General features: G+C 66.3%; 11 protein-coding genes. 6 read left to right on the top strand and 5 right to left on the bottom strand.

Going from position 1 to position 13,033, the window contains the following annotated elements; translation table 11 throughout:
* Positions 1–12: 12 nt before the first annotated feature.
* Entirely contained in the window at positions 13–435 is a 423-nt protein-coding gene (locus MXF70_RS05945) for a universal stress protein (protein WP_248518083.1), read from the bottom strand.
* Between the two features lie 176 nt (positions 436–611).
* Between MXF70_RS05945 and MXF70_RS05940 the strand changes: the two genes are divergently transcribed.
* From MXF70_RS05940 to MXF70_RS05930, 3 genes are all read left to right on the top strand, one after another.
* Positions 612–800 carry a hypothetical protein gene (locus tag MXF70_RS05940; RefSeq protein WP_248518082.1) on the top strand — a complete coding sequence of 63 codons (189 nt, stop codon included), beginning with the start codon at positions 612–614 and terminating at the stop codon, positions 798–800.
* Positions 801–922: 122 nt separating this feature from the next.
* Complete coding sequence (locus MXF70_RS05935) at positions 923–3,619, top strand: ERCC4 domain-containing protein (protein ID WP_248518081.1); 2,697 nt, start codon at positions 923–925, stop codon at positions 3,617–3,619.
* Between the two features lie 111 nt (positions 3,620–3,730).
* On the top strand, positions 3,731–4,306 hold the full coding sequence (locus MXF70_RS05930) for a hypothetical protein (protein ID WP_248518080.1): 576 nt from the start codon (positions 3,731–3,733) through the stop codon (positions 4,304–4,306).
* A gap of 42 nt (positions 4,307–4,348) precedes the next feature.
* On the opposite strand, the gene MXF70_RS05925 is transcribed toward MXF70_RS05930, so the two are convergent.
* Positions 4,349–5,089 carry an Sjogren's syndrome/scleroderma autoantigen 1 family protein gene (locus MXF70_RS05925; protein WP_248518079.1) on the bottom strand — a complete coding sequence of 247 codons (741 nt, stop codon included), beginning with the start codon at positions 5,087–5,089 and terminating at the stop codon, positions 4,349–4,351.
* Between the two features lie 176 nt (positions 5,090–5,265).
* Here MXF70_RS05925 and mdh point away from each other — a divergent pair, with 176 nt between their 5' ends.
* The 3 genes from mdh (at position 5,266) to MXF70_RS05910 (ending at position 7,101) form a co-directional block, all read left to right on the top strand.
* Positions 5,266–6,180: a malate dehydrogenase gene (gene mdh, locus MXF70_RS05920; protein ID WP_248518078.1), complete on the top strand. Its 915-nt coding sequence runs from the start codon at positions 5,266–5,268 to the stop codon at positions 6,178–6,180.
* Between the two features lie 331 nt (positions 6,181–6,511).
* Complete coding sequence (locus MXF70_RS05915) at positions 6,512–6,736, top strand: AbrB/MazE/SpoVT family DNA-binding domain-containing protein (RefSeq protein ID WP_248518077.1); 225 nt, start codon at positions 6,512–6,514, stop codon at positions 6,734–6,736.
* Complete coding sequence (locus MXF70_RS05910) at positions 6,736–7,101, top strand: type II toxin-antitoxin system VapC family toxin (RefSeq protein WP_248518076.1); 366 nt, start codon at positions 6,736–6,738, stop codon at positions 7,099–7,101. The genes MXF70_RS05915 and MXF70_RS05910 overlap by 1 nt, the downstream gene beginning before the upstream one ends.
* 14 nt (positions 7,102–7,115) lie before the next feature.
* Here MXF70_RS05910 and MXF70_RS05905 read toward each other — a convergent pair whose 3' ends face one another.
* The 3 genes from MXF70_RS05905 to MXF70_RS05895 all read right to left on the bottom strand — a co-directional run bounded on the left by MXF70_RS05905 (position 7,116) and on the right by MXF70_RS05895 (position 12,973).
* Entirely contained in the window at positions 7,116–7,790 is a 675-nt protein-coding gene (locus MXF70_RS05905) for a hypothetical protein (RefSeq protein WP_248518075.1), read from the bottom strand.
* 303 nt (positions 7,791–8,093) lie between these two features.
* Positions 8,094–9,209, bottom strand: a complete 1,116-nt coding sequence (locus MXF70_RS05900; RefSeq protein ID WP_248518074.1) for a DHH family phosphoesterase — start codon at positions 9,207–9,209, stop codon at positions 8,094–8,096.
* A 56-nt stretch (positions 9,210–9,265) separates the two neighbouring features.
* Positions 9,266–12,973, bottom strand: coding sequence for a PAS domain S-box protein (locus MXF70_RS05895; protein WP_248518073.1), 3,708 nt, complete (start codon positions 12,971–12,973; stop codon positions 9,266–9,268).
* Positions 12,974–13,033 lie beyond the last annotated feature (60 nt).

Below are 13,033 nucleotides of genomic sequence, written 5' to 3'. Positions count from 1 at the left end.
AGGCGGTAGTGGCTACTCGCGAACGACCGTCACCGGAACGTCGGCGGCCGCCTCGATGTCGGTCGCGACCGTCCCGAGGAGCCGCTCCGCGATCTCGAATCGTGGGCCGCCGTGGCCGCCGAGGACGACCTGATCGACGTCGTGATCGGCGAGATAGTCGACGACGGCGTCGACCGGGGTATCGGAGACGACCGCCGGCTCGACGGTCGGCGCCGTCGCGTCGGCTTCGGCGGCGAGCCGTTCGGCGCGCTCCCGGGCAGCCTGCTCGCGGTCGTCGTCCGGATCGAGGATCGACCCCTCGCTCATTCCCGCGTCGACGGGCGTGATGACGTTGAGCACCGTAATCTTGCAGTCGTACTCGGCGAGAGCGTGCTCCAGGGCGGCCTCGGCCTTCGGCGAGCCGTCGAGGACGACGAGGACGTGCGAAGGTGGCACGTGTTGGCTTCGGCGTGGACCGTCTTGTAGCTGATCCTGACCGAATGCGAGGACCCTGTGCTGGTCCGTGCTGGGGGCCGTCGCTTCCGTCGGGCACAGGTGGGAGACGGCCCCTTGAATAATTCCATCGGAATTCGGCAGATAGTAACGGTTGCGGCCCACAACTCGGGGTATCGATGGGAACGTTCGAGGATCTTGCCGATGCTGATCTGAAGTTTCGCATCGTCATTGTACCGGCAGCTCTCGTGTTCATGCTGTTCCTGCTGGCGGGGTGGGATCTGTTCGGTGCGAACAGTGCGCTCGCATACCTGTTCGCCGCCGTTCCGGGGATTTGCACTTGCGCGCTGATGTACCGTCTCGTGTAGAAGCGATCGCTCCGGCGCGGACGCTGGAGCGGTTCGTGGAACGTGTCCGAAGGCTGTTGCCTCGAGACCACTTCCACCGAGGTACGGGAACCCTTTTGCGCGCCGACGGCGAATCGAACACGATGACAGACGGCGAGACGGTGGCGTCGATCGAGCACCCGATGCTCGTCGACGACGTGCTCGAGCGGCGACGCTACCAGCTCCAGCTCGCGGGCCGCGCGATGGACGGACACACGCTGGTCTGCCTACCGACGGGCCTGGGCAAGACCGCCGTCTCGCTGGTCGTAACGGCACGCCGACTTCACGAGGTCGGCGGGAAGGCCCTCCTGCTAGCACCGACGAAACCCCTCGTGGAGCAGCACGCGGAGTTCTACCGCGAAGCGCTGGAAATTCCCGACGAGGAGATCGTCGTCTTCACTGGCGAAGTCCGGCCGGACGACCGCGCCGCACTCTGGGAGGACGCCACCGTCGTGATCGCGACGCCCCAGGTCGTCGAGAACGACCTTATCGGCAACCGGATCGATCTCGCGGACGTCACCCACCTTACCTTCGACGAGTGCCACCGCGGCACCGGCGAGTACGCCTACGTGTACATCGCCGAGCGCTACCACGAGGACGCCGAACAGCCCCTCGTCACGGGGATGAGCGCCTCGCCGGGCGGCGACGAGGAGGAGATACTGACGGTCTGTGCGAATCTCGGGCTCCGGCAGGTCGAGGTGATGACCGAAGACGACGCCGACGTCGACGCGTTCACGCACGACACCGACGTCGAGTGGGACTCCGTCGAGCTGCCAGAGGAGCTCATCGAGATTCGGGACGCGCTCGCGGACGTGATCGAAGAACGGCTGGAGCAGCTCCGAGAACTCGGCGTGACGAAACTGCGGAGCGCCGACCTCTCACAGCGCGACCTCAACAAACTTCGCGGGAAGCTCACGGACCTGATGGATCAGGACAAGTCGGAGGGGTACCAGGGCATGTCGATCCACGCGGAGATCATGAAGCTTCGGCGCGCCCACGAGGTCGTCGAGACCCAGTCTATCGAGGCCGTCGAGCGTTACTTCGAACGCCAGCGCCAGCAGGCCAGATCCTCGGGCGCCTCGAAGGCCAGCCAGCGGTTCGTCTCCGATCCGACCGTCAAAGAAGCGATGAGACGCGTCGACAAGTTCGACGGGCGGCACCCGAAGTTTTCCGAAGCCCGACTGCGCATCGCGGAGACGCTCGGCATCGAGGACGGCGAGCGCGCGATCGTCTTCACGGAGTCCCGGGACACCGCGGAGGTGCTGACGGAGTTCCTGGGCGACCATTTCGACACGCGCCGGTTCGTCGGCCAGGGCGACAAGGAGGGCTCCGACGGGATGACCCAGAACGAGCAACAGGAGACGCTCGACGCCTTTCGAGACGGCGAGTTCGAGGTGCTCGTCTCCACGTCCGTCGCCGAGGAGGGGCTCGACGTGCCGGAAGTCGACCTCGTTCTGTTCTACGAGCCCGTGCCGACGGCGATCCGTTCGATCCAGCGCAAGGGACGGACCGGGCGGCAGGCGAAGGGGAAGGTCATCGTGTTGCTGGCGGAAGACACCCGCGACGAGGCCTTCTTCTGGATCGCCAAACGTCGCGAGGAGGAGATGGAAGCGGAGCTCACCGATCTCAAGGAGATGACCGACGAGCTCGACGCCCGCCTCGAGCAGTCCGGGCTCGACGCATTCGCGACCGGCGACGCGCCCGGTACGACGCCTGAAACGGGTGCTACTGCCGGGACGAATGATGCGGGCGAACCCCCCGAGACAACCCCTGTTTCGGGTGGACCGGCGTCTGACGCAGGGCAGACGGCCGACGATGCCGACGAATCGGCGACAGAGAGCGTCAGACGCGCGTCTGACGGCGGCAGTAGCGGCGGAGAACCGCACGATGGCGACGGGGAGACAGGCAACGGACAGGCCGCTCTCGGTTCGTTCGATGCGGCAGACAGCTCGGACCGTGGAGGTGTGCCAAATGGTGACAAATCACAAACCACAGGTGAAACAGAGGGGTTGGACGAAGACGGGGGTAGCGGCGCCGATACCGCCGATTCCGACGGGGGAGGAGCCAGCGGCGAGCAGGCAGGTGGCGAGGGGTCGTCGGACGACGCCGAATCGGAGGGCACCGTCGCGGCGCCGGATCCGGAAGCCGACTCCATCGAGGTCGTCATCGACCAGCGCGAGCTCGAATCCACGATCGCGCGGGACCTCTCGCGCAAGGACGAGATCGAGACGCGTCTCGAAACGCTCGCCGTCGGAGACTACGTCTGCTCGGACCGGGTCGCCGTCGAGCGCAAGACCGTCGGGGACTTCCTCGACACGCTGCTCGGGAGCGACCGCTCGCTGTTCGAGCAGGCCGGCGATCTCACCCGCCACTACGAGCGCTCGGTCGTGATACTGGAAGGGGAGGGCGTCTACGAGCGCCGCGACGTCCATCCCAACGCGATCCGTGGCGCGCTCACCTCGCTGGCGGTGGACTACGGCCTCTCGGTCATGCACAGCGACGATCCCGACGAGACCGTCGAACTGCTCGCGACGATCGCCGGCCGCGAGCAGGGCGATCGCGATCGGCAGGTGTCGGTCCACGGCGAGAAGCAGTCGAAGACGCTCGGCGAGCAACAGGAGTACGTCGTGGCCTCGATCGCCGAGATCGGTCCCGTGACGGCGCGATCGCTGCTCGCTCACTTCGGGAGCGTCCGAGCTGTGATGACCGCTGACGAGGATGAGCTGCTGGAGGTCGACGGCGTCGGCCAGGTGACCGTCGAGCGGATTCTCGAGGTCGTCGAGAGCGAGTACACTGGGTAGGACCGTTGCGAGCAGTTTCTGCGAGCGAGGTGTGCAAAAACCGGCCGGTAGGTACCGCCAGGATTTCGATTGGCCCCGACTTCTCATAGTGGCGGCGCGCGAAGGAGACCCATGGAGCGTGCGACGCGACGAGCCGTCCTCGCAAGTGGAGCGGCGGTGACTGCCGGGCTTGCCGGCTGTCTCTGCGACGGATCGAGCGACGGTGGCAGTGACGACGAGGCGACAGAGAATGGATCCGACGGCAGCGGTACCAGCGATGGAAACGAGAACAACCCCACCGGCGGCAGCGATTCAGATGGAACCGAAGACGCCGACCTCGATCTCCAGGAGGCCAACGTCACGGCAGTCGCGGTGGAGACCGAGGGCGAGGGATCCTACCGCTTCGACGTCACCCTCTATCACGACGACGATGGCGAGGACGGCTACGCGAACTGGTGGCAGGTCGAGACGCTCGACGGCGAGCAGCTGGGTCGTCGGGAGCTACTCCACGCACACGGAACGGAGGAGTTCACCCGCTCGGCGACGGTCGGAATCCCGGAAGCCGCCGGCTGCGTCGTGGTTCGTGGCCACGACCAGACCCACGGATATGGCGGGCAGGCGATGCTCGTGTCGGTCGCCAGCGGCGCAACGGAACCCAGACGGCAGGGTAGCGAGCCCGACGAATTTGTGGACGCTACGTGTCCCTGAGAGAACGAACGGCCAGAGAACGGAGACAGCGAGCCGCGGCGATCAGTTCTCGGAGCTTATCGTCGCAAGCGCCTCGGCGGCCTCGCCGGCGGCTTCGAGGTGCTCCGTCGCGGTCCGTGGGTCGGCGTCGGTTGCCGCGCGGGCGTGCTGCGTGATCGCGTTCAGGAGCGATTGCTGGGCGTCGGCGAGGCTCGCGTTCTCGCCCGTCGAGGGCGTCGGCTGCGTGGCGGGCTGTTCGGAGGCGGGAGCAGCTGTCTTACTCTGTGCGTTCGGGGAGCCCGCCGTCGACTGTGTCGGTGCAGACGGCTGCTCGGAGGACTGGACCGACTCCGCCGCGCGTTCGGCGATCGAGGTGCCACCGGTCTCGACGGGCTGGGAGTCGGGGTCCGGCGTTTCCTCGCCGGCGATGACGTCGGCCAGCTCCGCCTCGGGATCGGTCCTCGCGTCGGTGGTCTGCTGGGCATCCTGGGGCTGGTCCCGGCTGGCCGCGTCAGCGGAGTCCGCGGTGGCGGCTTCGTTCGCGGTAGCCGCGGCGTCCGCTTTGTCCCCTGCCGCGACGTTGCAGTTCGGACAGAACTCCTGGTCGTCCTGGCGGAAGATCGGCGAACCACAGCGGCCGCAGTGGGAGTTCGTCATCGTCGCTCCTTTCAGCAGCAGGTCGCTCATCTGCTGGGCGGCCTCGCGGTCAGCCTGCTCTTCCTCGTACTTTTCGCGGAGGCGCTCGCGTTCGGCTTCCTTGTCGAAGCCGGAGTCGTCGGCCCCGGCGTCGTCGGCGTCGCTCATGTGCCCGAACAGGAGTTCGAGCATGAAAAGCGCGCCGACCGTGGCTCCAGAGCGCTGGCGGGCCCGAGCGCGATCGGGAAGGGAAGAGAGGGAAGGAAGCGGAATGGCGAGAGGCGACGTGATGACGAGAATCGGCGACACCGTTAACACGGGACGTGGAGAAGCTGTACGTGGGTATGACAAAAGTGAGCGTCGTTGGCGCGGCGGGAACGGTCGGCGCTGCAGCCGGCTACTCCCTCGCGCTCCGAGACGTGGTGGACGAGCTCGTCTTCGTAGACATTCCGGACAAGGAGGACGAGGCGATCGGCCAGGCTGCCGACGCGAACCACGGCATCGCCTACGACTCCAATACGCGCGTCCGGCAGGGCGACTACGCCGCGACGGCGGGCTCTGACGTGGTCGTTATCACGGCCGGCATCCCGCGCCAGCCAGGCCAGACACGCATCGATCTCGCGGGCGACAACGCCCCGATCATGGACGACATCGAGTCCTCGCTCGCCGATCACAGCGACGACTTCGTCACGGTGACGACCTCCAACCCCGTCGATCTGCTCAACCGCCACCTCTACGAGACCGGCGACCGCTCGCGCGAGCAGGTGATCGGGTTCGGCGGCCGGCTCGACTCCGCACGGTTCCGGTACGTCCTCTCCGAGCGCTTCGACTCGCCGGTCCAGAACGTCGAGGCGACGATCCTCGGCGAACACGGCGACGCGCAGGTCCCGATGTTCTCGAAGCTCCGCGTCGACGGTCGGGATCCCGAGTTCGACGCGGATCAGAAGGAGGCCATCCTCGGCGAGCTACAGGAGTCCGCCATGGACGTCATCGAGCGCAAGGGCGCAACGCAGTGGGGTCCGGCAACGGGCGTCGCCCACACCGTCGAGGCCATCCTCAACGACACCGGCGAGGTCCTGCCGTGCTCGGTCGTCCTCGACGGCGAGTTCGGCTACGACGACACCGCCTTCGGCGTCCCCGTCAAGCTGGGTGCCAATGGCGTCGAAGAGATCGTCGAGTGGGAACTGGACGGCTACGAGCAGGAGCTGATGGACGACGCTGCCGAGAAGCTCTCCGAGCAGTACGACGAGATCGCCTGAGCGGTACTGGAACGATCGAGCTCGGGGGACGGCGTTCGGTCGTCGACGACTGCGAGGATCCTACTCTGCGCGGCGGCCCGACGCGTCACCCTCTTCGTACTCCGATGGAACCCGCTCGCCGACGAACGACGCCCACTCCGAGACGTGGGAGGGGTTTCGGGTCATCGTGTTGAGGGCTGGCACGGCATAGAGCATAATGGTTTTGCGAGGTGGTTGACAGGAGAGTGGGTGCGAGGGGTGGGGGCTCACCGTCTCCAAAATAGAGTGTTTTTCTCCAAAAATCACCATATTTTGGTGAATCCTTATCAGTGATGGCGAGCTACTGACGCCTATGGAAGTGGACGCAACTGACGGGCGGATCTACCTCCCGAAGGAGCTTCGCGAGAAGTACGGCGATCAGTTCCGGCTCGTCGAACGGGGGGAGCAGCTGGTTCTGCTTCCAGTTTCGGAGGATCCACTCGCAGCACTCCGAGAGGAGTTCGCCGACGTGGACAAATCCGTCGAGGAACTCCGACAGGACGCCAGATCGAGCGCAATCGACGACGCAGGCGAGTGATGTACGCGGAAGCTGACTTTCTGCTTGCGCTCATCAAAGACGACGACTGGCTCTCCGAACCGGCGGAACGGGTGTTCAGGAAGCACGAGGACGACCTCTGGACCTCATACCTCACGCTGATCGAACTGATGCTCGTTGCATACCGGGAGGAACGAAACGTTGAGCGAACAGTGACGGAGGCGAGTGCACTTCTGGACGTCCGTGGCGACGAGGAGCGTGTGCTCGCAGCCGCGAGCTATGTGAGCGATCGAGGACTGACCCCATTCGATGCACTGCACGCGGTCGCCGCTGACGGTGATCCGATCGTATCGAGCGATCGATCGTACGACGACGTTTGTGAGCGCGTGCCGCTCGAAGAACAGTGAACCGGTGCATGCGGTCACGCCGACAGCGTGATATCGAAACCCCAGGCGTCCGGGACCGGGTCGTAGTGCGCTTCCTCGGATCGGTATGTGCCCTGCGTGAGGCACGCGCTCCCTTCGGCCGCCAGGATCGTGTACTCCTCTCGAATCGTCTCGGCGGGATCAACGGTGGCAGTCAGACCGATGTCCTCGCCGCTATAGAGCGATTGAGCCCGCCAGCAGCCGTCCGTCGCCCGTTGCGGAATCAACCCCTCGCTTCCGACATGTTCGCGGTAGTCTGGTACGAAAATGAGCGTCGCCTCCTGTTGGACGTGCTCCGCGAACACGCCGCCCCATGGCGGACTGATTCCGAAACCGTACGTCGCCGACGAATCGCTGACGTTCGTCAACTCCACGGCGATCTTGGCCGGTGAATCATCTGTGAACGGCTGGACAGCCTGGACGCACATCGCCACGCCAGCGTCCTCGGGAACGTCGTCGTACTCGATCTGGAGGTCAGGATAGGGATCCGGCGACGCCATCGACGTGGTGCAGTTCGTCTGAACGCGATCGCGAAGACCAGAGTTGTCGTCAGGGTCGCTCTCGTTCGCTGGCTCGTCGTTCGAGGCGTGGCGGTTCGGAACGCTCAGACAACCGGCGACGGCGGTAGCGGCGAGCGCGGCGAACGCTCGTCGGGAGGGGGACCTGTGCATACGACAGCCAACTGACGTGGCTGGCATAAGTTTTCTACCGAATCGCGCTGTGAACAGGGTCCTTCCAGTATGGCAGTGTTCGTTTGGAAGCCCCCTCCCGCTCGCGGCTTCTGACTCGTTGCGCTCCTCGGCTCGCTGGCGCTCGCCTGCGGTGCTTACGTCGTCGGAAGCCACGAGCGGTCGGCCCCTTCCATTCCCACCCGAAAGTTATCTGTCGAATCGCGCGAAACCCCTGTGGTCTGTCAAGGCTCGCGGTAGCCGGCGGCGCGGCGGCCAGAAACGGTCGTCAGAAGAATCGGCGGTCTAGGAGTCGTCCGAATCCGCTGCTGCTTCGTCGTCTTCGGCCTCGGCCTCGTCAGCCACCTCCCGGAACGCATCGACGATCGCCTGCTTCGTCACGGCACCCTGGGTCGTCCAGTGGTGGGCGTAGTCCATCATGTCGTCGTAGACGTCGGGTTTGCAGCCCGCAGCTTTCGGGTGGCCGCCGCCGTTGACCTTGCCCGCGACCTCGTGGGCGCGCTGGAACTCCTCGGTGCCGCGAATCGACGCCGGGCCGGAGGGTTTGACGATGACGGACGCGTCGGCGCCCTCCTCACGCATGCCCTCCGCGACCTCGTTCTGTGAGCAGCGGCCGTAGGTGACGCCGACGGTCCAGGGGCCGATGTCCTTGAACTCGGCGCGGCGGAGCGCGCGCTCGATCAGATCCTGCTTCTCGACGCGGCGCTCCTCGAGCATCGTCATCGTCTCTTCGGGGAGATCGGGGCCGTGCTCGCGGACGACCTCGACGTAGGTCTCGGCCTCGTCGACCCAGTAGGAGTAGTCAGAAATGTCGTCGCTCCTGTCGTCCTCCTTGATCCAGAGGTCGTGATCACGGGTGACTTCGGCCAGTTCGCGGAGATGGTCGGGGAACTCGTAGTCCAGCGAGCGGAGCGCGACGTCGGCGGTACACTCCTCGTCGGAGTCGCCGACGACGAGATCGACGCCAGCGTCGCGAACGGACGCGGCGACGTCGTCGTCCCACTGGTGGTGGTCGAACCAGCGGACCTCGCTCGCGGTCGCGAGGAGGTCGCCGAGTTCCCCCTCGACGTACTCGAAGCGATCCGGGCAGAGGTCACAGACGAACGCGCGAATGTCGTCCTCGCCGTACTCCGCGACGTACGCCATCCCGTCCTCGAGGTCGTGCGGGCTGGCAGGGACCAGCGCTGCCTCGCCGTAGACCTCCCGGAGGAGCGCGACGCAGGCGAGCCCGTCGGCGTCAGGATCGGCGACGACGGCGACGGAGACGCCCTCGAGTGCGTTTGCAGCTTCCTGTGCCTCGATCTCCTCCTCGAAGGAGTCGGGGATGAAAAAGCCCTCGCCGGGGAGCAGTGACCGGCGCTCCGGCGGAAGATCGCGGTCGTCGATGAGATCGTCGTCCATACTGCGGAGAGCGTCGGCAACGGGAAGAAACCGCCGATCGGGGCGGGGAAAATTCGCTACGCGGGGGCGACCGCCGTCGGCTCCTCCTCGAAGAGCTGCGCGAGGAGCCGCGCCATTCCGTGCCGCAGGTGGCGGTTGACCGTCGGCTGCGAGACGTCCAGCAAGTCGGCGACGTCCTCGCCGGTGGACTCCCGTGGCCACTCGAAGAAGCCCGCGTAGAAGGCCGTCCGTAACACCTCCAGCTGGCGCTCGGTCAGCTCGTCGAAGAGGCCGGCGACGAGCTCCTGGCGCGTCTGGACGTCCCGGCTGACGTTTCGTCGGCCGAGCAGCTCGATGGAGGGGTAGCGCTCCCGGAGCGTGTCGACGAACTCTCGAACGTCGGTGGCCGTGGGCACGTCGACGACCACGTCGACGTCGGTGGCGGTGGCGGTCATCCCGCGCGGGACGCCGCCGCGGTTCACCAGCCGCGCGGCGAGAACCGTCCCGACGACGGTCGCCTCGAAGAGGGTCGATCCGCCCGATTCGCCGATTCTTCGATACGTCGTCACGGCGTGGAGCGAATCCAGCACGGTCTGAACTGCGGCGGGCTCGGCGTCCCTGGTCTCGAAGAACAGCCGGGACTCCTCGTCGGCGTGCGTCGCGAGGCCGACGTAGTCGACCGTCGCACCGGACTCCGCGGCGACGCGGCCGAGGAACTCCTCGTCGCCGTCGAGGCGCAGCCTGAGCTCGACGAACTCGTCGGCGTAGAGGGCGCGCCGGGCCTCGACGGCGCTGATCGCGTTCGCGATGCTCTCGCCGAGCTCCTCGAAGACGGTGCGCTCCAGCTCGCCGAAGGCCCCCGGCTCGGCGGCGTACACCGCGAGCACGCCGTAGCTGTACTCGTCGAGTTCGAGTGGCACGGCGAGTGCCGAAGAGAACTCCCAGACGAGCGCGTGCTTGCGCCACTGTTCGGCCGTGACCGACTCGACGACCGAGCCGACGACTGCGGACTCGCCCGTTGCGGCGACGCGAACGGCGGGGTCCGGCGCTGGCTCCTCCACGGAGAGCGAGATCGCGTCGAGATACTCGTTCCCCTCGCCCGCCCAGCTCTGGGGGACGAGCGACGTGTTCTGATCGTCGAATGCACCGATCCACGCGAACCTGACGTCGTCGCTCTCGACGAGGCGCTCACAGACTGCAGACTCGATCTCGTCGCGCGTGCTGGCGACGACGAGCGACCGATCGATGCGGCGAATGATCTCGGTGATCTGGATCTGCCTGCGCAGCCGGCGGTTTTGGGCCTCAAGTTGCGTCTGGTTCTCCCGGAGCGCAGCCTCGGTGTCGAGACGAGAAAGGGCCGCCTCCATCGCCGCCACGAGCGTCTCCGCAACGCGCCGATCGTCCGCGTCGACGGAGTCCTGTCCCGACGCGGCGAGCAACACGCCGTGTTCGCCGATCGGGACGATCAGACCGTTCTTTGCGTCGCCGACGATCATCGGCGATCCCTCGAAGTCGGATTCGTCGACCGACATGACCTCGCCACCGACGTAGGCCGTCCAGAGCACCGACCCACTCTCAGCAGCGTAGCCGGCGTCGGGATCCTGACAAACCGAACGGAACTCGGGTGAGAGCGCCGCGGGCTCGAGCCGACCGGCGTCCTCGTCGACGAGGTAGATCGCGACGCAGGGGAGACCGAGGACCCGCACCGCGGCGTCCAGAACGAGATCGGCGATCGCAGACGTGGCATCGGCTTCGAGGAGTCCACGCGCAACGTCGTGGAGTGCCTGAAGCCGGAGCTCCTGCTCCTTTCGGTCCGTGATGGCCTGGACGGAGCCACGCAGAGCGACGACGTCACCGTCCTCGATCACCGGCTCCGCGATTGCTCGCACCCAGCGATCGTTACCGCCGTTTGGAGAGAGCCGCACCTCCATGTCGTAGGCGGCGCCGTCCTCGATTGCATCGGTCATCAGGCGCTGGATCCGATCCCAGTCGTCGGGATGGTAGAGATCGAGAACGTTCTCGAAGTCGACCGTCTCGTCGGGCGGCACGCCATGAATTGCGTAGAACTCGTCGGTCGCCTCGAACGTGTACGGCTCGGTGCGGACGTCGAGCTCCCAGCCGCCCACGTGGGCGATCTGCTGGGCTTGCCCCAGCAGATACTTCGTTCGCTGGAGTTCCCGCTCGCGCTCGACGCGTTCGGAGACGTCCCGACCGACGCCCACGAGCACCTGCTCGCCCTCCGGGTCCTCGAGGAGCGAGCCGAGGAACTCGTAGGGGATCGCCTCGCCATCCTTGGTCAGAATTCGTGCCTCGGCGCGTGCCGAGCCCGTTTCGAACGTCTCCTGCACCGCGCCGACGATCTGCTCGACGTCCTCATCGACGACGAACTCGCTTGGATGCATCCGGCCGATTTCGTCGTCGTCGTAGCCAGTCTGCTCCGTGAGCGGGCGATTCCAGCGGCGGAGCCTGAAATCCGTACCCACGACGTAGATCAGGTCGTCCATCGAGTCGATGATCGCGTCGGTGTACTCTCGGTACCGCTGGAGCGCCTGCTCACGCTCGCGAAGCTCCCGCTCGCTGGCGATCCGCTCTGTCACGTCCCGCGAAGAGACGATCAGCGACGAGACCTCTCCGTCGTCGAACACCGGACGAATCGTGCCCGCACTGGTGTACTCCTCGACACCCGGACCGGTGTGCTCGGCCTCGTACTCCACGTACTCGCCATCGAGAGCCCGGTCGATGCCGTCGCGGATCTCGTCCTGCAAGGCCTCGTCACCGTTCCACCACGGCGTCTCCCAGAACGGCTCTCCGACGACCGCAGACTGTTCCGCGTCGATCTTCGAGAGCGCTTGCTCGTTCACGGTGACGACCCTGCCGTCGGGACCGACGATGGCCGCGAGCAGGTTCGGGTCGTTGAACACCGCCTCGAACCGCCGGTGGTTCTGACGGAGTTCGCGTTCGTGCTGGGTTCGCTCGGATCGGTCCCGCCCGATGCCAGCGACGACCGGCGTGCCGTCGGGCGCGTCGAGGCGCGTCGCGACCCACTCGTAGGGGATCGACTCGTCGTTTTTCGTCTGGAGGTCAGCCTCCACGTGAACGGTGCCGGTCTCGAACGCCTCGTCGATGGCCTCGGCGATCGTGTCGACGTCGTCGTCCTCGAAGAAGTCCAGTGGACGCATCGAAGCGACCTCCTCGGGATCGTAGCCAGTGACGGCCGGGAGCGTCTGGTTCCACTCTCTGAACTCGCCCGCCGGAGCCAACACGTAGAAGACGTCGTCGAGAGCATCGAGCACGTCGTCCGTGAAGCCGATCTCCCGTTCGAGTGCCGCCTCCCGCTCCTCGACGGCGTCGGTCATGTCGTCGAGCTCGCGCGCGAGCTGGCCGAGTTCGTCCTCACGGTCCAGGTCGAACGCGACGTCGTACTCGCCGTCGGCGACCCGCTTGACCCCCTCGATCAGTGCCTCGACGTCGCCGTCGCCAGCAGCTGCCACGAGACCCACGGTACCCGGGATCGTGAGCCACTGGAGGGACTCCGCGGCGAAGCGGCCGAGCGGTATCGAGTCGGTCGCTGTGGAAACGAACGAGACGACAGCCGGCAGTCCAGCGAGGATGGCGAAACCGAGGACCCCCATCGTGAAGACGACGAGATCGAGCGCGAGCGGGGCATCGATCGTCCGGATCGAACTGCCGGCTCGCAATCGCTGGCCCTGGTGTGAGCAGGGATCCTGACGCGAGCGGGAGGACTCACGACGGAGGCGGGTGGATGGTGGGAGGGCCGAAGCCATGTCACCCATCCACGGCCTACGGCCTCATTACGAGGGGGATCGCTTCACCGATCCTGCTGA

The sequence above is a fragment of the Salinarchaeum laminariae genome (assembly GCF_023204835.1).
Lineage (GTDB): Archaea > Halobacteriota > Halobacteria > Halobacteriales > Salinarchaeaceae > Salinarchaeum > Salinarchaeum laminariae.
This window is presented reverse-complemented; position numbering and strand designations above follow the sequence as displayed.

Bases quoted from the DNA above. Each gene is read 5' to 3' on its own strand.
- MXF70_RS05925 (WP_248518079.1), bottom strand. From the start codon at position 5,089: ATGAGCGACGCCGACGACGCCGGGGCCGACGACTCCGGCTTCGACAAG.
- MXF70_RS05915 (WP_248518077.1), top strand. From the start codon at position 6,512: ATGGAAGTGGACGCAACTGACGGGCGGATCTACCTCCCGAAGGAGCTT.
- mdh (WP_248518078.1), top strand. From the start codon at position 5,266: ATGACAAAAGTGAGCGTCGTTGGCGCGGCGGGAACGGTCGGCGCTGCA.
- MXF70_RS05900 (WP_248518074.1), bottom strand. From the start codon at position 9,209: ATGGACGACGATCTCATCGACGACCGCGATCTTCCGCCGGAGCGCCGG.
- MXF70_RS05940 (WP_248518082.1), top strand. From the start codon at position 612: ATGGGAACGTTCGAGGATCTTGCCGATGCTGATCTGAAGTTTCGCATC.
- MXF70_RS05935 (WP_248518081.1), top strand. From the start codon at position 923: ATGACAGACGGCGAGACGGTGGCGTCGATCGAGCACCCGATGCTCGTC.
- MXF70_RS05930 (WP_248518080.1), top strand. From the start codon at position 3,731: ATGGAGCGTGCGACGCGACGAGCCGTCCTCGCAAGTGGAGCGGCGGTG.
- MXF70_RS05905 (WP_248518075.1), bottom strand. From the start codon at position 7,790: ATGCACAGGTCCCCCTCCCGACGAGCGTTCGCCGCGCTCGCCGCTACC.
- MXF70_RS05895 (WP_248518073.1), bottom strand. From the start codon at position 12,973: ATGGCTTCGGCCCTCCCACCATCCACCCGCCTCCGTCGTGAGTCCTCC.
- MXF70_RS05910 (WP_248518076.1), top strand. From the start codon at position 6,736: ATGTACGCGGAAGCTGACTTTCTGCTTGCGCTCATCAAAGACGACGAC.